The 21,300-nt window shown below is 68.8% G+C and carries 19 protein-coding genes; 15 read left to right on the plus strand and 4 right to left on the minus strand.

What is annotated here, in order from left to right; all coding sequences use genetic code 11:
• The first annotated feature begins 36 nt into the window (after nt 1-36).
• From EV691_RS11215 to EV691_RS11245, 7 genes are all read left to right on the plus strand, one after another.
• Complete coding sequence (locus EV691_RS11215; protein WP_131296926.1) at nt 37-867, plus strand: p-hydroxycinnamoyl CoA hydratase/lyase; 831 nt, start codon at nt 37-39, stop codon at nt 865-867.
• Between the two features lie 79 nt (nt 868-946).
• A complete protein-coding gene (locus EV691_RS11220; RefSeq protein ID WP_131296929.1) occupies nt 947-2,395 on the plus strand; it encodes an aldehyde dehydrogenase in 1,449 nt (482 codons plus the stop codon).
• Nucleotides 2,396-2,547: 152 nt separating this feature from the next.
• Nucleotides 2,548-4,431 carry a feruloyl-CoA synthase gene (locus EV691_RS11225; protein WP_131296931.1) on the plus strand — a complete coding sequence of 628 codons (1,884 nt, stop codon included), beginning with the start codon at nt 2,548-2,550 and terminating at the stop codon, nt 4,429-4,431.
• A complete protein-coding gene (locus EV691_RS11230; RefSeq protein ID WP_131296933.1) occupies nt 4,428-5,678 on the plus strand; it encodes a thiolase family protein in 1,251 nt (416 codons plus the stop codon). Before EV691_RS11225 ends, EV691_RS11230 begins: the two co-directional genes overlap by 4 nt.
• Nucleotides 5,679-5,699: 21 nt before the next feature.
• The gene (locus tag EV691_RS11235; protein WP_131296935.1) at nt 5,700-7,457 is read left to right on the plus strand and encodes an acyl-CoA dehydrogenase family protein; all 1,758 of its coding nucleotides are present in this window, start codon (nt 5,700-5,702) and stop codon (nt 7,455-7,457) included.
• 20 nt (nt 7,458-7,477) lie between these two features.
• Nucleotides 7,478-8,227, plus strand: coding sequence for an electron transfer flavoprotein subunit beta/FixA family protein (locus tag EV691_RS11240; RefSeq protein ID WP_131296937.1), 750 nt, complete (start codon nt 7,478-7,480; stop codon nt 8,225-8,227).
• Nucleotide 8,228: 1 nt separating this feature from the next.
• Nucleotides 8,229-9,158: an electron transfer flavoprotein subunit alpha/FixB family protein gene (locus tag EV691_RS11245; protein ID WP_131296939.1), complete on the plus strand. Its 930-nt coding sequence runs from the start codon at nt 8,229-8,231 to the stop codon at nt 9,156-9,158.
• A gap of 93 nt (nt 9,159-9,251) precedes the next feature.
• Here EV691_RS11245 and EV691_RS11250 read toward each other — a convergent pair whose 3' ends face one another.
• Nucleotides 9,252-9,431: a hypothetical protein gene (locus tag EV691_RS11250; protein ID WP_131296941.1), complete on the minus strand. Its 180-nt coding sequence runs from the start codon at nt 9,429-9,431 to the stop codon at nt 9,252-9,254.
• Between the two features lie 126 nt (nt 9,432-9,557).
• Between EV691_RS11250 and EV691_RS11255 the strand changes: the two genes are divergently transcribed.
• A complete protein-coding gene (locus tag EV691_RS11255; RefSeq protein ID WP_131296943.1) occupies nt 9,558-10,034 on the plus strand; it encodes an integrating conjugative element protein in 477 nt (158 codons plus the stop codon).
• A gap of 97 nt (nt 10,035-10,131) precedes the next feature.
• On the opposite strand, the gene pobA is transcribed toward EV691_RS11255, so the two are convergent.
• Nucleotides 10,132-11,316, minus strand: a complete 1,185-nt coding sequence (pobA, locus tag EV691_RS11260) for a 4-hydroxybenzoate 3-monooxygenase (protein WP_131296947.1) — start codon at nt 11,314-11,316, stop codon at nt 10,132-10,134.
• A 166-nt stretch (nt 11,317-11,482) separates the two neighbouring features.
• Here pobA and EV691_RS11265 point away from each other — a divergent pair, with 166 nt between their 5' ends.
• Nucleotides 11,483-12,394 carry a helix-turn-helix domain-containing protein gene (locus EV691_RS11265; protein WP_131296953.1) on the plus strand — a complete coding sequence of 304 codons (912 nt, stop codon included), beginning with the start codon at nt 11,483-11,485 and terminating at the stop codon, nt 12,392-12,394.
• Nucleotides 12,395-12,440: 46 nt separating this feature from the next.
• On the opposite strand, the gene EV691_RS11270 is transcribed toward EV691_RS11265, so the two are convergent.
• On the minus strand, nt 12,441-12,926 hold the full coding sequence (locus EV691_RS11270; RefSeq protein ID WP_131256015.1) for a MarR family winged helix-turn-helix transcriptional regulator: 486 nt from the start codon (nt 12,924-12,926) through the stop codon (nt 12,441-12,443).
• A 307-nt stretch (nt 12,927-13,233) separates the two neighbouring features.
• Here EV691_RS11270 and fadB point away from each other — a divergent pair, with 307 nt between their 5' ends.
• From fadB to EV691_RS11300, 6 genes are all read left to right on the plus strand, one after another.
• Nucleotides 13,234-15,381, plus strand: a complete 2,148-nt coding sequence (gene fadB / locus EV691_RS11275) for a fatty acid oxidation complex subunit alpha FadB (RefSeq protein WP_131296956.1) — start codon at nt 13,234-13,236, stop codon at nt 15,379-15,381.
• A gap of 14 nt (nt 15,382-15,395) precedes the next feature.
• A complete protein-coding gene (gene fadA, locus EV691_RS11280) occupies nt 15,396-16,571 on the plus strand; it encodes an acetyl-CoA C-acyltransferase FadA (protein WP_131296958.1) in 1,176 nt (391 codons plus the stop codon).
• A gap of 92 nt (nt 16,572-16,663) precedes the next feature.
• A complete protein-coding gene (locus tag EV691_RS11285; RefSeq protein ID WP_131296961.1) occupies nt 16,664-16,900 on the plus strand; it encodes a DUF1653 domain-containing protein in 237 nt (78 codons plus the stop codon).
• 266 nt (nt 16,901-17,166) lie between these two features.
• On the plus strand, nt 17,167-19,773 hold the full coding sequence (gene topA / locus EV691_RS11290; RefSeq protein WP_131296964.1) for a type I DNA topoisomerase: 2,607 nt from the start codon (nt 17,167-17,169) through the stop codon (nt 19,771-19,773).
• 132 nt (nt 19,774-19,905) lie between these two features.
• Nucleotides 19,906-20,430, plus strand: a complete 525-nt coding sequence (locus EV691_RS11295) for a DUF6586 family protein (RefSeq protein ID WP_131296968.1) — start codon at nt 19,906-19,908, stop codon at nt 20,428-20,430.
• A gap of 92 nt (nt 20,431-20,522) precedes the next feature.
• Entirely contained in the window at nt 20,523-20,756 is a 234-nt protein-coding gene (locus tag EV691_RS11300) for a hypothetical protein (RefSeq protein ID WP_012700084.1), read from the plus strand.
• A 57-nt stretch (nt 20,757-20,813) separates the two neighbouring features.
• Here EV691_RS11300 and sulA read toward each other — a convergent pair whose 3' ends face one another.
• Entirely contained in the window at nt 20,814-21,293 is a 480-nt protein-coding gene (sulA, locus tag EV691_RS11305; RefSeq protein WP_089167511.1) for an SOS-induced cell division inhibitor SulA, read from the minus strand.
• Between the last annotated feature and the right edge of the window lie 7 nt (nt 21,294-21,300).

Raw genomic sequence — 21,300 nt, forward strand, 5'->3', positions numbered from 1 at the left:
GGCCTTACACCAACAACAACTCGAAGGTGAACTGCCATGAACAAGTACGAAGGCCGCTGGAAAACCGTGATCGTGGAGATTGAGGGCGGTATCGCCTGGGTCACCCTCAACCGTCCGGAAAAGCGCAACGCCATGAGCCCGACGCTCAACCGCGAGATGCGCGACGTGCTGGAGACCCTGGAGCAGGACGCCGAGGCTAGGGTGCTGGTGCTGACCGGCGCCGGCAGCGCCTGGACCGCCGGCATGGATCTCAAGGAATACTTCCGCGAGGTCGACGCAGGTCCCGAGATCCTCCAGGAGAAGATCCGCCGCGAGGCTTCCGAGTGGCAGTGGAAGCTGCTGCGCATGTACAGCAAGCCGACCATCGCCATGGTCAACGGCTGGTGCTTCGGCGGCGGCTTCAGCCCGCTGGTGGCCTGCGACCTGGCGGTCTGCGCCGACGAAGCGACCTTCGGCCTGTCGGAGATCAACTGGGGCATCCCGCCCGGCAACCTGGTCAGCAAGGCCATGGCCGACACCGTCGGCCACCGCCAGTCGCTCTACTACATCATGACCGGCAAGACCTTCGACGGCCGCAAGGCGGCGGAAATGGGCCTGGTCAACCAGAGCGTGCCGCTGGCCCAGCTGCGCGAGACGGTGGTCACCCTCTGCCAGGACCTGCTGGACAAGAACCCGGTGGTGCTGCGCGCGGCGAAGAACGGCTTCAAGCGTTGCCGCGAACTGACCTGGGAGCAGAACGAGGACTACCTGTACGCCAAGCTCGACCAGTCGCGCCTGCTCGACACGGAGGGCGGCCGCGAGGAAGGCATGAAGCAGTTCCTCGACGAGAAGAGCATCAAGCCGGGCCTGCAGGCCTACAAGCGCTGACCGCGACAGGACGGGAAGGGCGCCTGCCGCCCGCCCGTCCGGGTCCTGTGAAGAACAATGACAAGACAAGGATTCCCCCATGCTTGACGTGCCCTTGCTGATCGACGGGCTGGCCAGGCCGGCCGGCGACGGACGCACCTTCGTGCGGCGCAACCCGCTGAATGGCGAGATCGTCTCGACCGCCGCCGCGGCTACCCTGGAAGACGCCGATGCCGCGGTCGCCGCGGCGCAGCGGGCCTTTCCGGCCTGGGCCGCGCTGGCGCCGAACGAGCGCCGGGCGCGCCTGGCGAAGGCCGCGGACCTGCTGGAAAGCCGCGCCGCCGAGTTCGTCGCCCTCGCCGCGGAAACCGGCGCGATGGCCAACTGGTACGGCTTCAACGTGAAGCTGGCCGCCGGCGTCCTGCGCGAAGCCGCGGCGATGACCACGCAGATCACCGGCGAGGTCATCCCTTCCGACATCCCCGGCAGCTTCGCCATGGCGCTGCGCCAGCCCTGCGGCGTGGTGCTCGGCATCGCGCCGTGGAACGCGCCGATCATCCTCGCCGCGCGTGCCGTGGCGATGCCGTTGGCCTGCGGCAATACCGTGGTGCTCAAGTCCTCGGAGAACAGCCCGGCCGTCCACCGCCTGCTCGGCCAGGTGCTGCACGACGCCGGGCTGGGCGACGGGGTGGTCAACGTGCTCAGCAACGCGCCGGAGGATGCCCCGGCGATCGTCGAGCGGCTGATCGCCAACCCGGCGGTGCGGCGGGTCAACTTCACCGGCTCGACCCACGTCGGGCGGATCGTCGGCGAACTGGCGGCGCGCCACCTCAAGCCGGCGGTGCTCGAGCTGGGCGGCAAGGCGCCGTTCCTGGTGCTGGACGACGCCGACCTGGACGCCGCGGTCGAGGCGGCGGCCTTCGGCGCCTTCTTCAACCAGGGGCAGATCTGCATGTCCACCGAGCGGCTGATCGTCGACGAGCGGGTGGCCGATGCTTTCGTCGAGAAGCTGGCGAACAAGGCCGCTTCGCTGCGGGTCGGTGATCCGGCCGACCCGGCGTCGGTGCTCGGCTCGCTGATCGACGCCGGCGCCGCGCGGCGCATCCAGGCCCTGGTCGACGACGCCCTGGCCAAGGGCGCGACACTGCTGTGCGGCGGCCGCAGCGAGGGCAGCCTGATGCAGGCCACCCTGCTCGACGGCGTCAGCGCCGACATGCGCCTGTACCGCGAGGAATCCTTCGGCCCGCTGGCCGTGGTGCTGCGCGCCGCAGGCGACGAGGCGCTGCTGCGCCTGGCCAACGACTCCGAATTCGGCCTCTCCGCGGCGATCTTCAGTCGCGACGTTTCCCGCGCCCTGGCGCTGGCGCAGCGCATCGAGTCGGGGATCTGCCACATCAACGGGCCGACCGTGCAGGACGAGCCGCAGATGCCCTTCGGCGGCGTCAAGTCGAGCGGCTACGGCAGCTTCGGCGCGCGCGCTTCGATCGAACACTTCACCCAGCTGCGCTGGGTCACCCTGCAGAACGGACCGCGGCATTATCCGATCTGAGAACCTGCCCGTGGCCGGCGTGCGGCCATGGGCGGGTGGCGAGCGATCTTCCGGAACAACAAGAACAACACAGGGCCGGCGATGACCGGTCCGCGTATGCAGGCGCCTCCGCGTCCCCGAGCGTGCGGCGGCGCCCTGCGGGAGAAATGCGAATGAACAGCAAGGCTTGCGAGTCCCTTTCCCTTTCGCCGCAGTCGCCGGAGGAGCGTCCGCGCTGGCGGTCGGTGACGATCGGCCAGCCCGGCGTCGCCTTCGCAGAGGCGAACGAGATCTTCTACATGCGTCCCCGGGAGCTTCTGGAGCCCCTGCCGACGCGCCTGCTCGACCGCCTGCGCCACTGGGCCCGACTGACCCCCGGGCAGACCCTGGTCGCCCGCCGCGGCGACGACGGAGCCTGGCAGCGCCTCAGCTACGCGCAGATGCTGGCCAGCGCCCGGACCATCGGCCAGCACCTGCTCGACTACGGGCTGAGCGCCGAGCGGCCGCTCCTGATCCTCTCCGGCAACGGCCTGGATCACCTGAAGCTGGCCACCGCCTGCCTCTACGCGGGGATTCCCTACTGCCCGGTGTCGCCGGCCTATTCCACCCTGTCCCAGGATCTGGCCAAGCTGCGCCACATCGTCGAGCGCCTGCAGCCCGGCCTGGTCTTCGCCGCGGACAGCGACAGCTATGCGCGCGCTATCGAAACCGTGATTCCGGCGGACGTGCCGCTGCTGTTCAGCGAGGGCGCGCTGCCCGGGCGGCCGTGCCGGGTCTTCGCCGACCTCGAGCGGCCGACCGATACCGCCGCGGCGGACGCCGCCTTCGAGCGGGTGGGACCGGACAGCATCGCCAAGTTCCTCTTCACCTCGGGCTCAACCAAGCTGCCCAAGGCGGTGCCGACCACCCAGCGGATGCTCTGCGCCAACCAGCAGATGCTACTGCAGACCTTTCCGGTGTTCGGCGAGGAGCCGCCGGTACTGGTCGACTGGCTGCCCTGGAACCACACCTTCGGCGGCAGCCACAACGTCGGCATCGCCCTCTACAACGGCGGCACCCTCTACATCGACGACGGCAAGCCGACCCCGCAGGGCTTTGCCGAGACCCTGCGCAACCTGCGCGAGATCTCGCCGACCGCCTACCTGACCGTGCCCAAGGGCTGGGAGGAACTGGTCGGCGCGCTGGAGCAGGACGGCGAGTTGCGCGAGCGCTTCTTCACCAAGGTCAAGCTGTTCTTCTTTGCCGCCGCGGGTCTCTCGCAGTCGGTTCGCGAGCGCCTGGACCGGGTCGCCGAGGCGCACTGCGGCGAGCGCATCCGCATGATGGCCGGGCTGGGCATGACCGAGACCGCGCCGTCCTGCACCTTCAGCACCGGGCCGGTGGACATGGCCGGCTACGTCGGCCTGCCGGCGCCGGGCTGCGAGGTCAAGCTGGTGCCGGTGGACGGCAAGCTGGAGGCGCGCTTTCGCGGCCCGCACGTGATGGCCGGCTACTGGCGCGAGCCCGAACTCACCGCCGAAGCCTTCGACGAGGAGGGCTACTACCGCTCCGGCGATGCCCTCAAATTGGTCGATCCCGAGCGTCCCGAGCTGGGCCTGCTGTTCGACGGGCGCATCGCCGAGGATTTCAAGCTGTCCTCCGGGGTCTTCGTCAGCGTCGGGCCGCTGCGCACCCGGATCATCCTGGCCGGTGCCCCCTACATCCAGGACGTGGTGGTGACCGCGCCGAACCGCCCCGAGATCGGCCTGCTGATCTTCCCGCGTTTGCCCGAGTGCCGCGCCCTGGCCGGCCTGCCCGAGTCGGCGCCGGCCGCCGAGGTGCTGGCGGCGCCGGCGCTGCGCGACTGGCTGCGGAATCTGCTGGGCGAGCTCAACCGCACGGCGACCGGCAACGCCAGCCGGCTGGCCTGGGCCTGCCTGCTCGCCGAGCCGCCGTGCATCGACCGCGGCGAAGTGACCGACAAGGGCTCGATCAACCAGCGCGCGGTGCTGCAGTTCCGCGAGGCGCAGATCGACGCCCTGTACGCCGGCGAGGATGCCGGGCGGGTGCTCGCATGAGTCGCGCAGCCGGGCTGTATTCGGCCCTCGACGAAGTCTGCCTGGTGGATGCCCTGCGCACCCCCTGGGTCGATCTCGGCGGCGCGCTGGCGCAGGTCTCGCCCATCGACCTGGGCATCGCGGTGGCCCGCGGGCTGTTCGCGCGCAGCGGCATCGAGGCGGCGGCGGTGGACTCGGTGATCGCCGGCTCGATGGCCCAGGCCAGCTTCGATGCCTATTTCCTGCCGCGCCACATCGGCCTGTACAGCGGCGTGGCGCAGGCGGTGCCGGCGCTGGCGGTGCAGCGCATCTGCGGCACCGGCTTCGAGATCCTCCGCCAGGCCGGCGAGCAGATCGAACATGGCAGCGCGGGCCTGGTGCTGTGCGCGGCCAGCGAGTCGATGTCGCGCAACCCGATTGCCGCTTACACCCATCGCGACGGCTTCCGCCTCGGCGCGCCGGTGGAGTTCAAGGACTTCCTCTGGGAGGCGCTGTTCGATCCGGCGGCCGGCCTCGACATGCTGCAGACCGCGGAAAACCTCGCCCGCCTCTACGGACTCGATCGGGAGACGGTCGACCGCTTCGCCGCGCAGAGCTTCGCCCGCGCCGTGGCGGCCGAGGAGGCCGGCTGGTTCGCCGGCGAGATCCTGCCGCTGGAGCGCGCGCGCTTCGCCCTGGACGGCGGCTGCGAGCGCCGCCTCGAGCTGCCGCGCGGCGTCGAGACGGTGGAGCGCGACAGCCATGTGCGCGCCTCGTCGTTCGAGGCCCTGCAGCGCCTGCGGGCGGTGCATGCCGGCGGCGTGCAGACCGCCGGCAACAGCTGCGCGGTGGTGGACGGCGCCGCCGCCGCGCTGGTCGGCGCCTGCCGCGACTTCCCCGGCGCCCGGCCGCTGGGCTGGCTGCGCGCGGCCAGCGCCTGCGGCGTCGCCCCGGAACTGATGGGCAGCGGCCCGGTGCCGGCCATCCGCCTGCTGCTCGAGCGCAGTGGGCTGAGCCTGGCGGACATTGGCCGCTTCGAGATCAACGAGGCGCAGGGTGCGCAGGTGCTCGCCGTGCAGCGCGAGCTGGAGATCGATGCGGCGCGGCTGAACGTCCACGGCGGGGCCATCGCCCTCGGCCATCCGCTGGCCGCCACCGGCCTGCGCCTGACCCTGACCGTGGCGCGCCAGCTGCGCGCCGCCAACCTGCGCTACGGCGTGGCCGCGGCCTGCATCGGCGGCGGCCAGGGCATGGCCGTGCTGATCGAGAACCCCGACTACCGGGGCTGAGAATTCACTGGAGGATTTCCCATGTGGCACTACCAGGCTCCGCTGCGCGACATGCGCTTCGTCATCGAGGAATGGCTGGCGGCGCCGGCCGACTGGCAACGGATGCCGGCCTTCGCCGCCTTGGACGTTGAGCTGGCCGCGCAGGTGGTCGAGGAGGCGGGACGCTTCGCCGGCGGGGTGCTGGCGCCGCTGAATGCCTCCGGCGACCGCCAGGGCTGCCGCTTCGACAACGGCCGGGTGACCACCCCGGACGGCTTTCCCGCCGCCTACCAGGCCTTCGTCGACGGCGGCTGGGCGGCGCTGGCCTGCGCCGAGGAGCACGGCGGCCAGGGCCTGCCGCAGCTGCTCAACGCCGCGCTGCTGGAGATGATCTACTCGACCAACCATGCCTGGGCGATGTACCCCGGCATCGCCCACGGCGCCTACGAGTGCCTGCGCGCCCACGGCACGCCCGAGCTGCGCGAGCGCTATCTGGCGGACATCGTCAGCGGCGAGATCCTGCCGACCATGTGCCTGACCGAGCCGCAGGCCGGCAGCGACGTCGGCCTGCTGCGCAGCCGCGCCGAGCCGGCCGCGGACGGCAGCTACCGGATCACCGGCGGCAAGATCTTCGCCTCCGGCGGCGAGCACGACCTGACCGAAAACATCCTCCACCTGGTGCTCGCCCGCCTGCCCGACGCGCCGTCCGGCAGCCGCGGCATCTCGCTGTTCCTGGTGCCCAAGCGGCTGCCCGACGGCCGCCACAACGCGGTGCGCTGCGGCGGCATCGAGCACAAGCTGGGCATCCGCGGCAGCGCCACCTGCACCCTGAGCTTCGAGCAGGCCGAGGGCTGGCTGCTCGGCGAGCCGCATCGGGGCCTGGCGGCGATGTTCGTGATGATGAACTCGGCGCGCCTGCACGTCGGCCTGCAGGGCCTCGGCCACGCCGAGGCGGCCTGGCAGAACGCCGCGCAATACGCCGCCGAGCGCCGCCAGATGCGCGCGGTGCGCCGCCCGGAGGGGCGCGCCGAGGCGCCGGCCGATCCCATCCACTACCACCCGGCCATGCGCCGCACCCTGCTCGAACTGCGCACCCTGACCGAGGGCATGCGCGCCCTCGGCTACTGGACGGCGCACCTGCTCGACCAGGCCGAGCAGGGTGCCGATCCGGCGCTGCGTGCGCAGGCGGAAAGCCGGGCGCAGCTGCTCACCCCGCTGGTCAAGGCCTACTTCACCGAGCAGGGCTTTCGTCTGGCCAGCTCGGCGCTGCAGGTGTTCGGCGGCTACGGCTACGTGCAGGACTATGCCGTCGAGCAGATCCTGCGCGACAGCCGCATCGCGATGATCTACGAGGGCAGCAACGAGATTCAGGCCAACGACCTGCTGCTGCGCAAGGTGCTCGGCGATGGTGGCGCTGCGCTGCGCGGCCTGCTGGAAACCTTCCGCGCGGAAGCGGAGGCCGCTTCGACCCTGCCCGAATGCGGCGGCTTCGCCACCGCCCTGGGGCAGTACTGCGACCGCCTGGCGACCGCCGCCGAAGGGCTGGCCGCCGCCGCGGCGCAGGACCCGGAGCGGCCCTACCGGGCGGCGGGCGACTTCCTGCGCCTGCTCGGCCTGGTCGCCCTGGCCTTCGCCTGGGTGCGCAGCGCGCGCCTGGCTGCCGGGCGCGCGGACGATCCCTTCTATGCTGGCAAGCTGGAGTCGGCGGCCTTCTTCTTCGCCTACCTGCTGCCGGAAGCCGACCATCGCCTGGCGCTGATCGAGGCCAGCCGCCAGCCGCTGCCGTTCCTGCCCGAATGATCGAACAAGGAAAACCCCCGATGAAGATTCTGGTCACCGTCAAACGCGTGGTCGATTACAACGTCAAGGTCCGCGTCAAGGCGGACAACTCCGCCGTCGACCTGGCCAACGTCAAGATGGCCATGAACCCCTTCTGCGAGATCGCCGTGGAAGAGGCGGTGCGCCTGAAGGAGCGCGGCATCGCCAGCGAGATCGTGGCGGTTTCGGTCGGTCCCGCTGCCGCCCAGGAGCAGCTGCGCACCGCCCTGGCCCTCGGCGCCGACCGCGCCCTCCTGATCGAGACCGACGAGGAACTCGGTTCCCTGGCGGTGGCCAAGCTGCTCAAGGCGGTGGTCGACAAGGAGCAGCCGCAGCTGGTCATCACCGGCAAGCAGGCCATCGACAGCGACAACAACCAGACCGGGCAGATGCTCGCCGCGCTGACCGGCTACGCCCAGGGCACCTTCGCCTCCAAGCTCGAGCCCGCCGGCGACAAACTCAAGGTCGTCCGCGAGATCGACGGCGGCCTGCAGACCCTGGAGCTGGCCCTGCCGGCCATCGTCACCACCGACCTGCGCCTGAACGAGCCGCGCTACGCTTCCTTGCCGAACATCATGAAGGCCAAGAAGAAGCCGCTGGAGACGGTCACGCCCGCGGATCTGGGCGTATCCGTCGCCTCCACCCTGAAGACCCTCAAGGTCGAGGCCCCGGCCGAGCGCCAGGCCGGCATCAAGGTGGGCTCGGTGGCCGAGCTGGTGGAGAAGCTGAAGAACGAGGCGAAGGTGATCTGAGATGGCAATCCTGGTAATCGCTGAACACGACAACGCGGTACTGGCGGCCGCAACCCTGAACACCGTCACCGCGGCCCGGGCCATCGGCGGGGATATCCATGTGCTGGTGGCCGGCAGCGGCTGCGCCGCGGTGGCCGAGAGCGCCGCGAAGATCGCCGGGGTGGCCAAGGTGCTGGTCGCCGACGACGCGGCCTGTGCCCACCTGCTGGCGGAGAACGTCGCGCCACTGATCGCCGGTCTGGCCAAGGGGTACAGCCACGTGCTGGCGCCGGCCTCGACCAACGGCAAGAACTACCTGCCGCGCGTGGCGGCGCTGCTCGACGTCGAGCAGATCTCCGAGATCGTCGCGGTGGAAAGCGCCGACACCTTCAAGCGGCCGATCTACGCCGGCAACGCCATCGCCACCGTGCAGTCCAGCGCGCCGATCAAGGTGATCAGCGTGCGCGCCACTGCCTTCGACGCGGCGGCGGGCGAGGGCGGCTCGGCCTCGATCGAGGCGCTGGCCGGCGCGGGCGAGGCGGGCAAATCGAGCTTCGTCGGCGAGGAGCTGGCCAAGTCGGATCGTCCGGAGCTGACCTCGGCGCGGGTGGTGATCTCCGGCGGGCGCGGCCTGCAGAGCGGGGAGAACTTCGGGCTGCTGTACGCGCTGGCGGACAAGCTGGGCGCGGCGGTGGGCGCCTCGCGCGCCGCGGTGGATGCGGGTTTTGCGCCGAACGACATGCAGGTCGGGCAGACCGGCAAGATCGTCGCGCCGGACCTGTACATCGCGGTGGGGATTTCCGGGGCGATCCAGCACCTGGCGGGGATGAAGGACTCGAAGGTGATCGTGGCGATCAACAAGGACGCCGAGGCGCCGATCTTCCAGGTGGCCGACTACGGGCTGGTGGCGGATCTGTTCGAGGTGCTGCCGGAGCTGGAGCGGGCTCTCTGAACCTGCTCCGGCGGGGTGGGTTGGGCTGCAGGCCATAACCTACCGACCGGCCGCCAGGCCGGCAATGGGATACCTGTCGGTATCCTTGGCGGGTTACGCCGCTGCGCGGCTAACCCGCCCTACGAAAAATCCCTCGTCGACAATGGCTTGCAAGCGGCAGGCTGGGAAGCGCACGCAGCAGTTGGCGGTGTGCTGACGGTCTTCGCGCCATTCCCCGCCGATTGCAGGGGTAACCGGATAGGCCTTGTCGTTGACAATTTCGCCGCGATCCATCGAATGCTCTACGGTTAGTCTGTCGGGCCAAGGGAATGGGCGACAGGGACGATCGACGGATGGTTCTGATTGGGGAACACTAGCCCGCGTGGCTGACGGCTCCTTCCTCCTGATGGCGAACGATCCATGACGGCGATGATCCTGATGAATACGTGGCGCAGACGGATGCTCTGCTGCGTCCTGGCCGGCCTGCTCCCGGCATGCACATCGGTGGGGCCGGGGCCGGGCGAGCGTCAATCCGAGCGCCCGAAACAGGCCGCCTCCCTGGCGCCGTGGGAGGCCGAGATGCTTCCGGTGGTTTCCTGGAGCCTGTCGCCCGGTCCGGTCGAGAGCCGTGCGATCGATGCTCCAGGCCTGCGGCCGGTGTTCCTGATCGGCGATGACAGCCTGTCCAGGAGCTGGCTGAGGCTGCGGCGGGACCGGTTGCGGCGGCTGAACGCGCTCGGTCTGGTGGTGAACGTCGCTTCGCCTGCGGGCTTTGCAGAATTGCGCCGGCTGGCCGAGGGACTGCGGCTGATCCCGGTGACCGGCGACGACCTGGCAGCCCTGCTGGGGTTTTCCCATTACCCGGTGCTGGTCACCTCCACCTACATCGAACAATGACCATGGTACCCGCTGCCCTGGCCGGCTGAATGGCGAATCGCCCCGCCCGGCAGGGGATTTTCCTGCCGGGCGGGGCGGCTTCTTCGATGCGCCGGACTCAGGCGACCTCTTCGTAGGGCAGGCCGACGTAGTTCTCGGCGATGGTCACGCGGCCCGCTTCGGAGTTGAGAAAGTACTCGCGGTCGGCCAGCTGCATGCGCCTGTCGAAGGCGTCGCTGCCGGCGAAGTCGTGCAGCAGGTTGGTCATGAACCAGCTGAAGCGCTCGCCCTTCCAGACCCGGCGCAGGGCCAGTTCGGAATACTTCTCCAGCAGGTCGGTACGGCCTTCCCCATAGACCTTGACCAGGATGCGGAACAGGTAGCACACGTCGCTGCCCGCCAGGTTCAGGCCCTTGGCGCCGGTCGGCGGGACGATGTGCGCCGCATCGCCGACCAGGAACAGCCGGCCGTACTGCATGGGTTCGACCACGTAGCTGCGCAGCGGCGCGATGCTCTTCTCCAGCGACGGCCCGGTGACCAGCCTGTTCGCCACGTCGCCCGGCAGGCGGCGCTTGAGTTCGTTCCAGAAGCGCTCGTCGGACCAGTCCTCGACCTTCTCGCTCAGCGGCACCTGCAGGTAGTAGCGGCTGCGCGTCGTCGAGCGCTGGCTGCAGAGCACGAAGCCCAGGTCGGTGTGCGCATAGATCAGTTCCTCGTGGACCGGCGGCGTGTCGGACAGCAGGCCGAGCCAGCCGAACGGATAGACGCGCTCGTAGTGCGACAGCACCTCGGCCGGGATGGTCTTGCGCGACACGCCGTGGAAGCCGTCGCAGCCGGCGATGTAGTCGCAGTCGATGCGCTGGGGCTGGCCGTCCTTCTCGTAGGTGACGTAGGGCGTTCCGTCCTTGAGGCCGTACAACTGCACGTTCTCGGCCTCGTAGACGATCGGCGCGCCGCTGGCCTGGCGCGCGTCCATCAGGTCGCGGGTGACCTCGGTCTGGCCGTAGACCATCACCGTCTTGCCGCCGGACAGCGCCTTGAGGTCCAGGCGGATGCGCCGGCCCGAGCAGACCAGCTCGATCCCTTCGTGGACCAGGCCTTCGCGGTCCATGCGCTCGGCCACGCCGGCCTCGCGCAGCAGGTCGACCACGCCCTGCTCGAGCACGCCGGCGCGGATGCGGCCGAGCACGTAGTCGGGGGTATGGCGCTCGAGGATCACGTTGTCGATGCCGGCCTTGTGCAGCAGCTGGCCGAGGAGCAGGCCGGCCGGGCCGGCGCCGATGATTGCCACTTGAGTCTTCATTCTTATTGTCTCTCTGGTTGGGGCCGGCCAGCCTGTGCAGGGCCGGCTTCGCTGAAGGCCTCTGCATTTTTGTTCAATGAGTTCGCGAAAATAAGGTGATTTAGGCGGTATTACTGGTACTTTTGGATGATTCGTTCGATTATCGAACGAGAGGAGTTTGTGCCCCATGAGGCCGATCGCACCCGAGATTCCGGTGTTCAAGCTGTACGGGGAAGCGCTGGCCTGGCCGACGCCGGACCTGTTGCATTGCGAGTCGATTGCGCAGCGCAGCAGCCTGCACCACTGGGAGATCAAGCCGCACCGCCATGCCGACCTGTTCCAGCTGCTCTACGTCCAGGCGGGCGAGGCGCTGGCCGAGGTGGAGAACCAGCGCCTGCGCCTGGCCGAGGCGGCGATCCAGGTGGTGCCGCCGCTCTGCGTGCACGGCTTCCGCTTCTCCGAGGACATCCAGGGTTACGTGCTGACCCTGGCCGCGCCTCTGGTGGCGCATCTGGAGGAACTGCTGGGGCACAGCCTCGGCGTTCAGGGCGGCTTCGCCTGCCATCCGGCTGGCACGGACCGCGCCTGGCTCGATCTGCTGTTCGAGACGCTCTTTCGCGAGTACCGGGGGCACGAGCCGGGGCGCGAGCTGCAGCTGCAGTCGCTGGTCAACCTGCTGATGGTCTGGCTCGGCCGCCGCGAGCGTCGCCGCGCCGCCCCGCTCGGCGCCAGCGAGCGCAGCCGCCAGTACCTGGCGCGCTTCATGCGACTGGTCGAGCAGCACTACCGCGAGCATCTGCCGGTGGACGAGTTCGCGCGCCGCGTCGGGCTTTCCGGCGTCCACCTCAACAGCCTGTGCCGCCAACTGGTCGGCCAGAGCGCCCTGCAGGTGATCCACCAGCGCCTGCTCTTGGAGGCCAAGCGCAACCTGATCTACACCACCATGACCGTCAACGAGCTTTCCGATGCGCTCGGCTTCAACGATCCGGCGTACTTCTCGCGGTTCTTCCGCCGCCTCGCCGGACAGTCGCCGAAGGCCTTCCGCCAGACGGCGGTTGCTGGCAGTACGTCGTTGCCGAATCAGGACGATGAAGGGTGAGGAGGGAGCAAGACGGCGCGGCGCCTCCAGGCTGCGCCGGGCGGATTCAGCGGTAGATCTTATGCAGCAGCCCGATCAGTTGCTGGCGCTCCTCGGCGCTGAGCGCCGCGGTGGCGTCCAGGTCGCTCTGCGCGGCCACCTCGCGCAGCTGTTTGAGCAGCGTTTCGCCGGCCTTGCTGAGAAAGATGCCGTAGGAGCGCTTGTCCGGCTTGCAGCGCACCCGCACCGCCAGTCCGCGGCTTTCCAGCTTGTTCAAGAGGACCACCGCCTGCGGTGGCTCGATGGCCAGCGCGCGGGCCAGGTCGGCCTGCATCAGGCCGGCGTTCTGCTGGATGATCGCCAGGGCGGTGAACTGCGCCGGACGCAGGTCGAAGGCGCCGAGGCGGCTGACCAGATGCTGGAAGACCTTGAGCTGGGCGCGGCGCAGGGCATAGCCGATCAGCTCGTCGAGGGAGGCGTCCAGCGGGCCGTCAGCGGGCTGGGCGGCGGCCTGCGGATCGGCGGCCGGGGTGGGGCTGGACTTGCGGGACATGGGGATGTGCGGTTCCGATTAGTTAATCTGCATAAAAATTCTGCAATGCCCGGCGGAAACTATCCAGAGGCAATCTTTCCCGCGTGCCACCTCTTGCCCAAAGGGGCGCTCGGGTGCTGAATGCAGCCATGGCCCGCCGTCGATGGTTCGTTGTCGTAAGAATGTCCGATGGCCGGCTCCCGGGCTGCGCAACTATCCTGAAACCAGCGCCGGGCAACGCTGTCCACAAGCGATCCGGCTGCGGCGGTTCGCGTGATGCGCGGCCGGCCGACGTGGCCAGTGCAGCTTCTATTGGGAGAATCAGTCGATGATCTATAAAGGGAAAGCCATCCGGGTCCAGGCCCTGGGGGATGGCATCGTCGAGATGCAGTTCGACCTCGAGGGCGACTCCGTCAACAAGTTCAACCGCCTCACCCTGAACGAGTTCCGCCAGGCGGTGGACGCGCTGCGGGCGGAGGCCTCGCTCAAGGGCGTGCTGGTCACCAGCGCCAAGAGCATGTTCATCGTCGGCGCCGACGTCACCGAATTCCTCGAGCTGTTCCGCGCGCCCGAGGAGGAGCTGCGCGGCTGGTGCCTGGAGATCAACCGGATCTTCTCGGACTTCGAGGACCTGCCGGTGCCGACCGTGGTCGCGATCAACGGCATGGCCCTCGGCGGCGGCTTCGAGATGTGTCTGGCCTGCGACTTCCGGGTGATGGCCGAGTCGGCCAGGGTGGGCCTGCCGGAGGTCAAGCTGGGGATCAACCCAGGCTTCGGCGGCACCGTTCGCCTGCCGCGGCTGATCGGCAGCGACAACGCCATCGAGTGGATCGCCGCCGGCAAGGAGAACGGCGCCGCCGAGGCACTGAAGGTCGGCGCGGTGGATGCCGTGGTCGCCGACGAGCGGCTGCGCGAGGCGGCCCTCGACCTGGTGCGCCGGGCCGCCGCCGGCGAGCTGGATTTCCAGAGCCGCCGCCAGCCGAAGCTGGAGCCGCTCAAGCTCGGCAACATCGAGCAGATGATGGCCTTCGAGAGCGCCAAGGCCTACGTGGCCGCCCAGGCCGGCCCGCACTACCCGGCGCCCCTGGCCGCGGTGAAGACCATCCAGAAGGCCGCCAACTCCGGCCGCGAGGCCGCCCTGGAGATCGAGGTCGGCGGCTTCGTCAAGCTGGCCGCCACCTCGGTGGCGCAGAGCCTGGTCGGGTTGTTCCTCAACGAGCAGGAGCTCAAGCGCAGGGCCAGGAAATACGACAAAAACGCCCGCGAGGTGAAGCTGGCGGCGGTGCTCGGTGCCGGCATCATGGGCGGCGGCATCGCCTACCAGTCGGCGCTCAAGGGCACGCCGATCCTGATGAAGGACATCCGCGAGGAGTCCATCCGCCTGGGCCTGGCCGAGGCCGACAAGCAGCTCGGCAAGCGGGTGGAGAAGGGACGGATGACGGTGCGGCAGATGGCCGAGGTGCTCAACGGCATCCGCCCGACCCTGTCCTACGGCGATTTCGGCCAGGTCGACCTGGTCATCGAAGCGGTGGTCGAGAAGCTCGAGGTCAAGCAGGCGGTGCTTGCCGAGGTGGAGGCCCAGGTGAGGGAGGATTCGGTGATCGCCTCCAACACCTCGACCATCTCCATCAGCCGGCTGGCCGGCTCGCTCGAGCATCCGGAGCGCTTCTGCGGCATGCACTTCTTCAACCCGGTGCCGCTGATGCCGCTGGTGGAGGTGATCCGCGGCGAGCGCACCAGCGAGCAGGCCATCGCCACCACCGTCGCCTACGCGCGCAAGATGGGCAAGACCCCCATCGTGGTCAACGACTGCCCGGGCTTCCTGGTCAACCGCGTGCTCTTCCCGTACCTCTCCGGCTTCACCCGGCTGTTGGCCGCCGGCATCGACTTCCAGCGCATCGACCGGGTGATGGAGGCGTTCGGCTGGCCGATGGGGCCGGCCTACCTGCTCGACGTGGTCGGCATCGACACGGCGGTGCATGCGCGCAACGTGCTCGCCGAGGGCTATCCCGAGCGGATGAAGGAGGAGGGCGACACCGCCATCGACGTGCTGCTGCGCGCCGGGCGCCTGGGCCAGAAGAGCGGCGCCGGCTTCTACGCCTACGAGCGCGACGGCAGTCCCAAGCCGAAGAAGCTGGAGGACCCGCAGGTGGCGGAGCTGCTCCGCCCGCTGGTGCGCGAGACGCACGAGCTGGACGACGAGGAGATCATCAACCGCCTGATGCTGCCGCTGTGCCTGGAGACGGTGCGCTGCCTGGAGGAGGGCGTCGTCGAGTCGGCCGCCGAGGCGGACATGGGCCTGATCTACGGCATCGGCTTCCCGCCCTTCCGCGGCGGCGCGCTGCGCTACCTCGACGCCTTGGGCGTCGCCCGTTTCGTCGAGCTGGCTGACCGCCACGCCGACCTGGGGCCGCTGTACCAACCGACCGAAAAACTGCGCGACATGGCCCGTCAGGGCCGGACGTTCTTTGCCTGAGGGGGAGCCGAGTCATGAGTCTGAATCCGAAAGACGCGGTCATCGTCGACTTCGCCCGCACCCCGATGGGGCGTTCCAAGGGCGGCATGCACCGCCACACCCGCGCCGAGAACCTTTCGGCGCATCTCATCACCCAGCTGCTCGAGCGCAACCCGCAGATCGACCCGGCGGAAGTCGAGGATGTGATCTGGGGCTGCGTCAACCAGACCCTGGAGCAGGGCTGGAACATCGCGCGCATGGCCGCGCTGCTGACCCCGATTCCGCACAGCAGCGGCGCGCAGACCGTCAACCGCCTGTGCGGCTCCTCGATGAGCGCGCTGCACAGCGCGGTGCAGGCGATCCAGACCGGCAACGGCGAGGTGTTCGTGGTCGGCGGCGTCGAGCACATGGGGCACCTGCCGATGACCCACGGGGTCGATCCGAATCCGCGGCTGTCCCTGCAGGTGGCCAAGGCTGCCGGGATGATGGGCCTGACCGCCGAGATGCTGGCCATGATGCACGGCGTGAGCCGCGAGCAGCAGGACGCCTTCGCCCTGCGCTCGCATCAGCGGGCGCATCGCGCCACGCTCGAGGGCCACTTCGCCGAGGAGATCGTGCCGACCGAGGGCCACGACGAGCATGGCCTGCTGCGGGTCTTCGAGCAGGACGAGACGATTCGCCTGGACACCACCCTAGAGGGGCTGGCCAAGCTCAAGCCGGTGTTCAACCCGAAGAGCGGCACCGTCACCGCGGGCAGTTCCTCGCAGATCACCGACGGCGCCTCCTGCATGATCGTCATGTCCGGCCAGCGCGTCCGCGACCTGGGCCTCCAGCCGCTGGCCGTGGTACGTGCCATGGCGGTGGTCGGGGTCGATCCGTCGATCATGGGCTACGGTCCGGTGCCGGCCACCCAGAAGGCGCTGGCGCGGGCCGGGCTGTCCATGGCCGACATCGACTTCGTCGAGCTCAACGAAGCCTTCGCCGCCCAGGCCATTCCGGTGCTCAAGGACCTCAAGCTGCTCGAGGCGCTGGACGACAAGGTCAACCTGCACGGCGGCGCCATCGCCCTGGGCCATCCCTTCGGCTGCTCGGGGGTGCGGATTTCCGGCACCCTGCTGAACATCATGCGCCAGAAGGGCGGCAGCCTGGGGCTGGCGACCATGTGCATCGGTCTCGGCCAAGGCATCGCCACCGTCTTCGAGCGGGTCTGACGCCCTGCGTGGCACTTGCGGGGACGGGGCCTTGTGCCCCGCTCCCGCTGTCCCGCGTCTCTTCGGTGCATCCACCCTACCTGGAGAACGCCATGACCGTGCAACCTGGTCTCTACCGGCATTACAAGGGCGCCGAATACCGCGTGCTCGGCGTGGTCCGGCACTCCGAAACCGAGGAGGAGCTGGTGCTCTACCAGGCCCTGTACGGCGATTTCGGGCTGTGGGTCCGGCCGCTGGCGATGTTCGCCGACAACGTCGAAGTTGACGGTCGCCAGATGCCGCGCTTTGCTTTGATTCGAGCGGAAAGCCCGACTTTCCCGGCCATTTAAGCCCTGTGTGTGGCCGTGCCGCCCTTGACCGCACATCGGCGGCCACTATATATAGCGCCGAGCTGGAGCCTTGCGGTCGGTTGGTTGAATCACTTTCGGCATCCGAGGCCCTGATACTGCGTTGCCGCTCCTCGCCATAGCCTGGCTATGACCCGTCACAGCGCCTTGTCTCGGAATCTCCCTCGGCCGAACTTGCTCAAGCACCGGCTCGGCGGGCCGATAGACGCTCCCCGCTTTCATCTCTCGAATTAGGAATACTCCGATCCATGGGTAAATCGCTGGTCATCGTGGAATCCCCGGCCAAGGCCAAGACCATCAACAAGTACCTGGGCAGCCAGTACGTGGTGAAGTCGAGCATCGGCCATATCCGTGACCTGCCCACCAGCGGCTCGGCCAGTACCGCCAGGGAGCCGGCCAAGCGTGGCAAGAGCACGGCCGAGGCGCCGGCGCTGTCGCCCAAGGAGAAGGCCAAGCGACAGCTGTTCGCGCGCATGGGGGTCGATCCCGAGCACGGCTGGAAGGCCCACTACGAGATCCTGCCGGGCAAGGAGAAGGTGGTCGACGAACTGCGCCGCCTGGCCCAGGAAGCCGACACCATCTATCTGGCCACTGACTTGGACCGCGAGGGGGAGGCCATCGCCTGGCACCTGCGCGAGTCCATCGGCGGCGACGACAGCCGCTACAAGCGCGTGGTGTTCAACGAGATCACCAAGAAGGCGATCCAGGAGGCCTTCGCCCAGCCGGGCGAGCTGGACATCAATCGGGTCAATGCGCAGCAGGCGCGGCGCTTCCTCGACCGGGTGGTCGGCTACATGGTCTCGCCGCTGCTCTGGCAGAAGATCGCCCGCGGGCTGTCCGCCGGTCGCGTGCAATCGGTGGCGGTGAAGCTGATCGCCGAGCGCGAGCGGGAGATCCGCGCCTTCATCCCCGAGGAGTTCTGGGAGATCCATGCCGACCTGGGCACCGCCAAGGGCGCCCAGGTGCGCTTCGAGGTGGCCAGGGAGAACGGCGAGGCCTTCCGCCCGCTCAACGAGGCCCAGGCGCTGGCCGCGCTGGAGAAGCTCAAGGCCTCCAGCTACCGGGTGGCCAAGCGCGAGGACAAGCCGACCCGCAGCAAGCCCTCGGCGCCCTTCATCACCTCGACCCTGCAGCAGGCGGCGAGCAACCGTCTGGGCTTCTCGGTGAAGAAGACCATGATGATGGCCCAGCGCCTGTACGAGGCCGGCTACATCACCTACATGCGGACCGACTCGACCAACCTCTCGGCCGATGCCCTGGAGATGGCGCGCGGTTTCATCGAAGGCGAGTTCGGCGCGCAGTACCTGCCCGCGCAGCCCAATCTCTACACCAGCAAGGAGGGCGCCCAGGAGGCCCACGAGGCGATCCGCCCCTCCGACGTCAACCTGCAGCCGACCCAGCTGTCCGGCATGGAGCGCGACGCCGAGCGGCTCTACGAGCTGATCTGGCGTCAGTTCGTCGCCTGCCAGATGCCGCCGGCCGAATATCTGTCGACCAGCGTCAGCGTCCAGGCCGGCGCCTTCGAGCTGCGCGCCAAGGGCCGCATCCTCAAGTTCGACGGCTACACCCGCGTGCTGCCGCAGCTGGCCAAGCCCGGTGAAGACGACGTACTGCCGGACATGGCCGAGGGCGAGGGCCTCGACCTGCTCAAGCTCGACCCCAGCCAGCACTTCACCAAGCCGCCAGCGCGCTACAGCGAGGCCAGCCTGGTCAAGGAGATGGAAAAGCGCGGGATCGGCCGACCCTCCACCTATGCGGCGATCATCTCCACCATTCAGGAGCGCGGCTACGTGGCCCTGCAGAACCGCCGCTTCCATTCGGAGAAGATGGGTGACATCGTCACCGAGCGCCTCGCCGAGAGCTTCGCCAACCTGATGGACTACGGCTTCACCGCCAGCATGGAGGAGCATCTGGACGACGTGGCTCAGGGCGAGCGCGACTGGAAGCACCTGCTCGACGAGTTCTACGGCGACTTCAGGAAGAAGCTGGACATCGCCGAGTCCAGCGAGGCGGGCATGCGCGCCAACCAGCCTACCCTGACCGACATTCCCTGCCGTGAATGCGGCCGGCCGATGATGATCCGCACTGCCTCGACCGGCGTGTTCCTTGGTTGCTCGGGCTACAGCCTGCCGCCCAAGGAGCGCTGCAAGTCGACCATCAACCTGATCCCGGGCGACGAGATCGCCGCGGACGACGAGGGCGAGTCCGAGTCGCTGCTGCTGCGCAACAAGCGCCGCTGTCCGAAGTGCGGCACGGCGATGGACGCCTATCTGCTCGACGAGCAGCACAAGCTGCACATCTGCGGCAACAATCCGGACTGCTCCGGGTACGAGATCGAGGAAGGCCAGTACCGGATCAAGGGCTACGAGGGCCCGAGCCTGGAATGCGACAAGTGTGGCAGCCAGATGCAGCTCAAGACCGGTCGCTTCGGCAAGTTCTTCGGCTGTACCAACGCCGCCTGCAAGAACACCCGCAAGCTGCTGAAGAGCGGCGAGCCGGCGCCGCCGAAGATGGATGCGGTGAAGATGCCGGAGCTGCGCTGCGAGAAGGTCGACGACGTCTATGTGCTGCGCGACGGCGCCTCCGGCCTGTTCCTCGCCGCCAGCCAGTTCCCGAAGAACCGCGAGACCCGCGCGCCGCTGGTCCTGGAGCTGCTCCCGCACCGGGACGAGATCGACCCGAAGTACCACTTCCTGCTGGATGCTCCGGCCGAGGACCCGGAAGGCCGCCCGGCGGTGATCCGCTACAGCCGCAAGAGCAAGGAGCAGTACGTGCAGAGCGAGGTCGAGGGCAAGCCCAGCGGCTGGCGCGCCTTCTACCAGGACGGCCGCTGGGTGGTCGAGGACAAGCGCTGACCCACGCCATTCGCCGCGTTTTCCCGCCTGCAGGGCACCCGCCATCGGAGACGAAGGGTGCCGTCCGTGCGGCGGGTCCATACTTGCACCCCGGCCCGGTATAGTGGCTGTCTCGAACCGGAGGGCGCCGTCATGGCCCATGAGCTGTATACCCGTACCAACCAGAAACTCTATTTCGCCGGCCTGGCGCTGGCCTCCCTGCGCCAGGCGGAGGAAGGCCGGGCGCTGAATGCCCAGGCGCAGGCCATGGCGGAGCGCGAGGCGGCGCTCTTCCACCTGCATGGCGCCCTGCTGGGGCTGTGCCATGAGATCGCCGGTTTCTATCGCCTGCCCGAGGCCGGAGCGCCGCAGGTCGGGCGTTTCCTGAATGCCGAGCTGTTGAGCGCGGCGCCCAGTCCGGAATTGGCGGAGCTGGTGGAGCTGGCCGGCCAGCCGGAAACCTGGCTGGCGCAGCTGCTGGCCGAATACGCCCGGCTGTTCCAGCCGCCGCAGGCAGCGAAGAAGGCCAAGGTCGATCCTCGGCTGCCGCTGATCGAGGCGGTCAGCCTGGACGAGGAGGAAGAGGCGCTGGCCTTGAGCGCCGCGCAGCTGGAGCAGTGGCGGCAGTCGCTCAAGGAACTGGCGCTGCGCTTTCGCGACTCCCTGACCGAGTGCTGACCCGGCAGGGGAGGGGCGAGGCGGCCCATCCAGGGGTGCCCGGGGCCGACTGTTACATTACAATGTCCGGCCTTCCCCAAGAGCAGAACCCCATGCCTACGTCCTTTCTCGAAATTGTCGAACTGCCCGACGGGCGCATCGCCTTGCGTCGCGCCGATGACGAAGAGGAGCTGGTCATCCTCGACTTTTCCGAAAGCGCGAAGAGCTTTCTGCAGGGCCATCACATCGAGGTGGCCAAGGCCATGCTGAATGTGGGGGTGCAGATGGCCGGACGCCTGGCCGAGGGCGACTTCGAGAGCGATGAGCTGCCGCGGGTTCTGCACTGAATCCGGCTTCATCCGGGGAAATGGGCGACCACCTGGCCGGGTCCCGGGCTTGTTGCTTCAGCCCAGGCGGATGTTCAGGCTCTGTGCCTGGCCGGTCCGGGCAGCCTGGAGCAGGCGCTGCCGGGTCGACCGGTTCACCGGGCTCAGCCAGCTGACCACCGTGTGGCTGCGTCCCAGGCGCAAGGCTTCGCAGACCAGCTCGCTGGCCTCCTGTTCCCGCGCGGGTTGCAGCAGGAGAATCCGCTCGCGGTTCAGGCCGGCCTCGCGCAGCCAGCCGTGGCTCAGGTTGGCGGGGGGCGCCACCAGGGTCAGCCAGCGTCCGTCATTCCCCTGACTCAGCTCGCGCAGCATGGGTGCGAGCAGGAACAGGCACTGGTCGGCGCCACCACGCAGGCTGACTTCGCTGAAGGGCTCCGCTTCCCGGGCCGGGGGCGATCCAGGCATGTCCTTCGTGCAGCGGAACGGTGGCCGGGCCGGGGCCGCCTCGAACAGCATCAGCTGCGAGGGTTTCAGCGGCTGCGGGAGCGGGAGCTGCATGGTTCCT

The sequence above is a fragment of the Azotobacter chroococcum genome (assembly GCF_004339665.1).
Classification (GTDB): Bacteria; Pseudomonadota; Gammaproteobacteria; order Pseudomonadales; family Pseudomonadaceae; genus Azotobacter; species Azotobacter chroococcum.

Bases quoted from the DNA above. Each gene is read 5' to 3' on its own strand.
- EV691_RS11230 (WP_131296933.1), top strand. From the start codon at position 4,428: ATGAGTCGCGCAGCCGGGCTGTATTCGGCCCTCGACGAAGTCTGCCTG.
- EV691_RS11215 (WP_131296926.1), top strand. From the start codon at position 37: ATGAACAAGTACGAAGGCCGCTGGAAAACCGTGATCGTGGAGATTGAG.
- EV691_RS11240 (WP_131296937.1), top strand. From the start codon at position 7,478: ATGAAGATTCTGGTCACCGTCAAACGCGTGGTCGATTACAACGTCAAG.
- EV691_RS11220 (WP_131296929.1), top strand. From the start codon at position 947: ATGCTTGACGTGCCCTTGCTGATCGACGGGCTGGCCAGGCCGGCCGGC.
- EV691_RS11270 (WP_131256015.1), bottom strand. From the start codon at position 12,926: ATGTCCCGCAAGTCCAGCCCCACCCCGGCCGCCGATCCGCAGGCCGCC.
- sulA (WP_089167511.1), bottom strand. From the start codon at position 21,293: ATGCAGCTCCCGCTCCCGCAGCCGCTGAAACCCTCGCAGCTGATGCTG.
- EV691_RS11235 (WP_131296935.1), top strand. From the start codon at position 5,700: ATGTGGCACTACCAGGCTCCGCTGCGCGACATGCGCTTCGTCATCGAG.
- EV691_RS11265 (WP_131296953.1), top strand. From the start codon at position 11,483: ATGAGGCCGATCGCACCCGAGATTCCGGTGTTCAAGCTGTACGGGGAA.
- EV691_RS11250 (WP_131296941.1), bottom strand. From the start codon at position 9,431: ATGGATCGCGGCGAAATTGTCAACGACAAGGCCTATCCGGTTACCCCT.
- EV691_RS11225 (WP_131296931.1), top strand. From the start codon at position 2,548: ATGAACAGCAAGGCTTGCGAGTCCCTTTCCCTTTCGCCGCAGTCGCCG.
- fadB (WP_131296956.1), top strand. From the start codon at position 13,234: ATGATCTATAAAGGGAAAGCCATCCGGGTCCAGGCCCTGGGGGATGGC.
- EV691_RS11255 (WP_131296943.1), top strand. From the start codon at position 9,558: ATGACGGCGATGATCCTGATGAATACGTGGCGCAGACGGATGCTCTGC.
- pobA (WP_131296947.1), bottom strand. From the start codon at position 11,316: ATGAAGACTCAAGTGGCAATCATCGGCGCCGGCCCGGCCGGCCTGCTC.
- topA (WP_131296964.1), top strand. From the start codon at position 17,167: ATGGGTAAATCGCTGGTCATCGTGGAATCCCCGGCCAAGGCCAAGACC.
- fadA (WP_131296958.1), top strand. From the start codon at position 15,396: ATGAGTCTGAATCCGAAAGACGCGGTCATCGTCGACTTCGCCCGCACC.
- EV691_RS11300 (WP_012700084.1), top strand. From the start codon at position 20,523: ATGCCTACGTCCTTTCTCGAAATTGTCGAACTGCCCGACGGGCGCATC.
- EV691_RS11245 (WP_131296939.1), top strand. From the start codon at position 8,229: ATGGCAATCCTGGTAATCGCTGAACACGACAACGCGGTACTGGCGGCC.
- EV691_RS11295 (WP_131296968.1), top strand. From the start codon at position 19,906: ATGGCCCATGAGCTGTATACCCGTACCAACCAGAAACTCTATTTCGCC.
- EV691_RS11285 (WP_131296961.1), top strand. From the start codon at position 16,664: ATGACCGTGCAACCTGGTCTCTACCGGCATTACAAGGGCGCCGAATAC.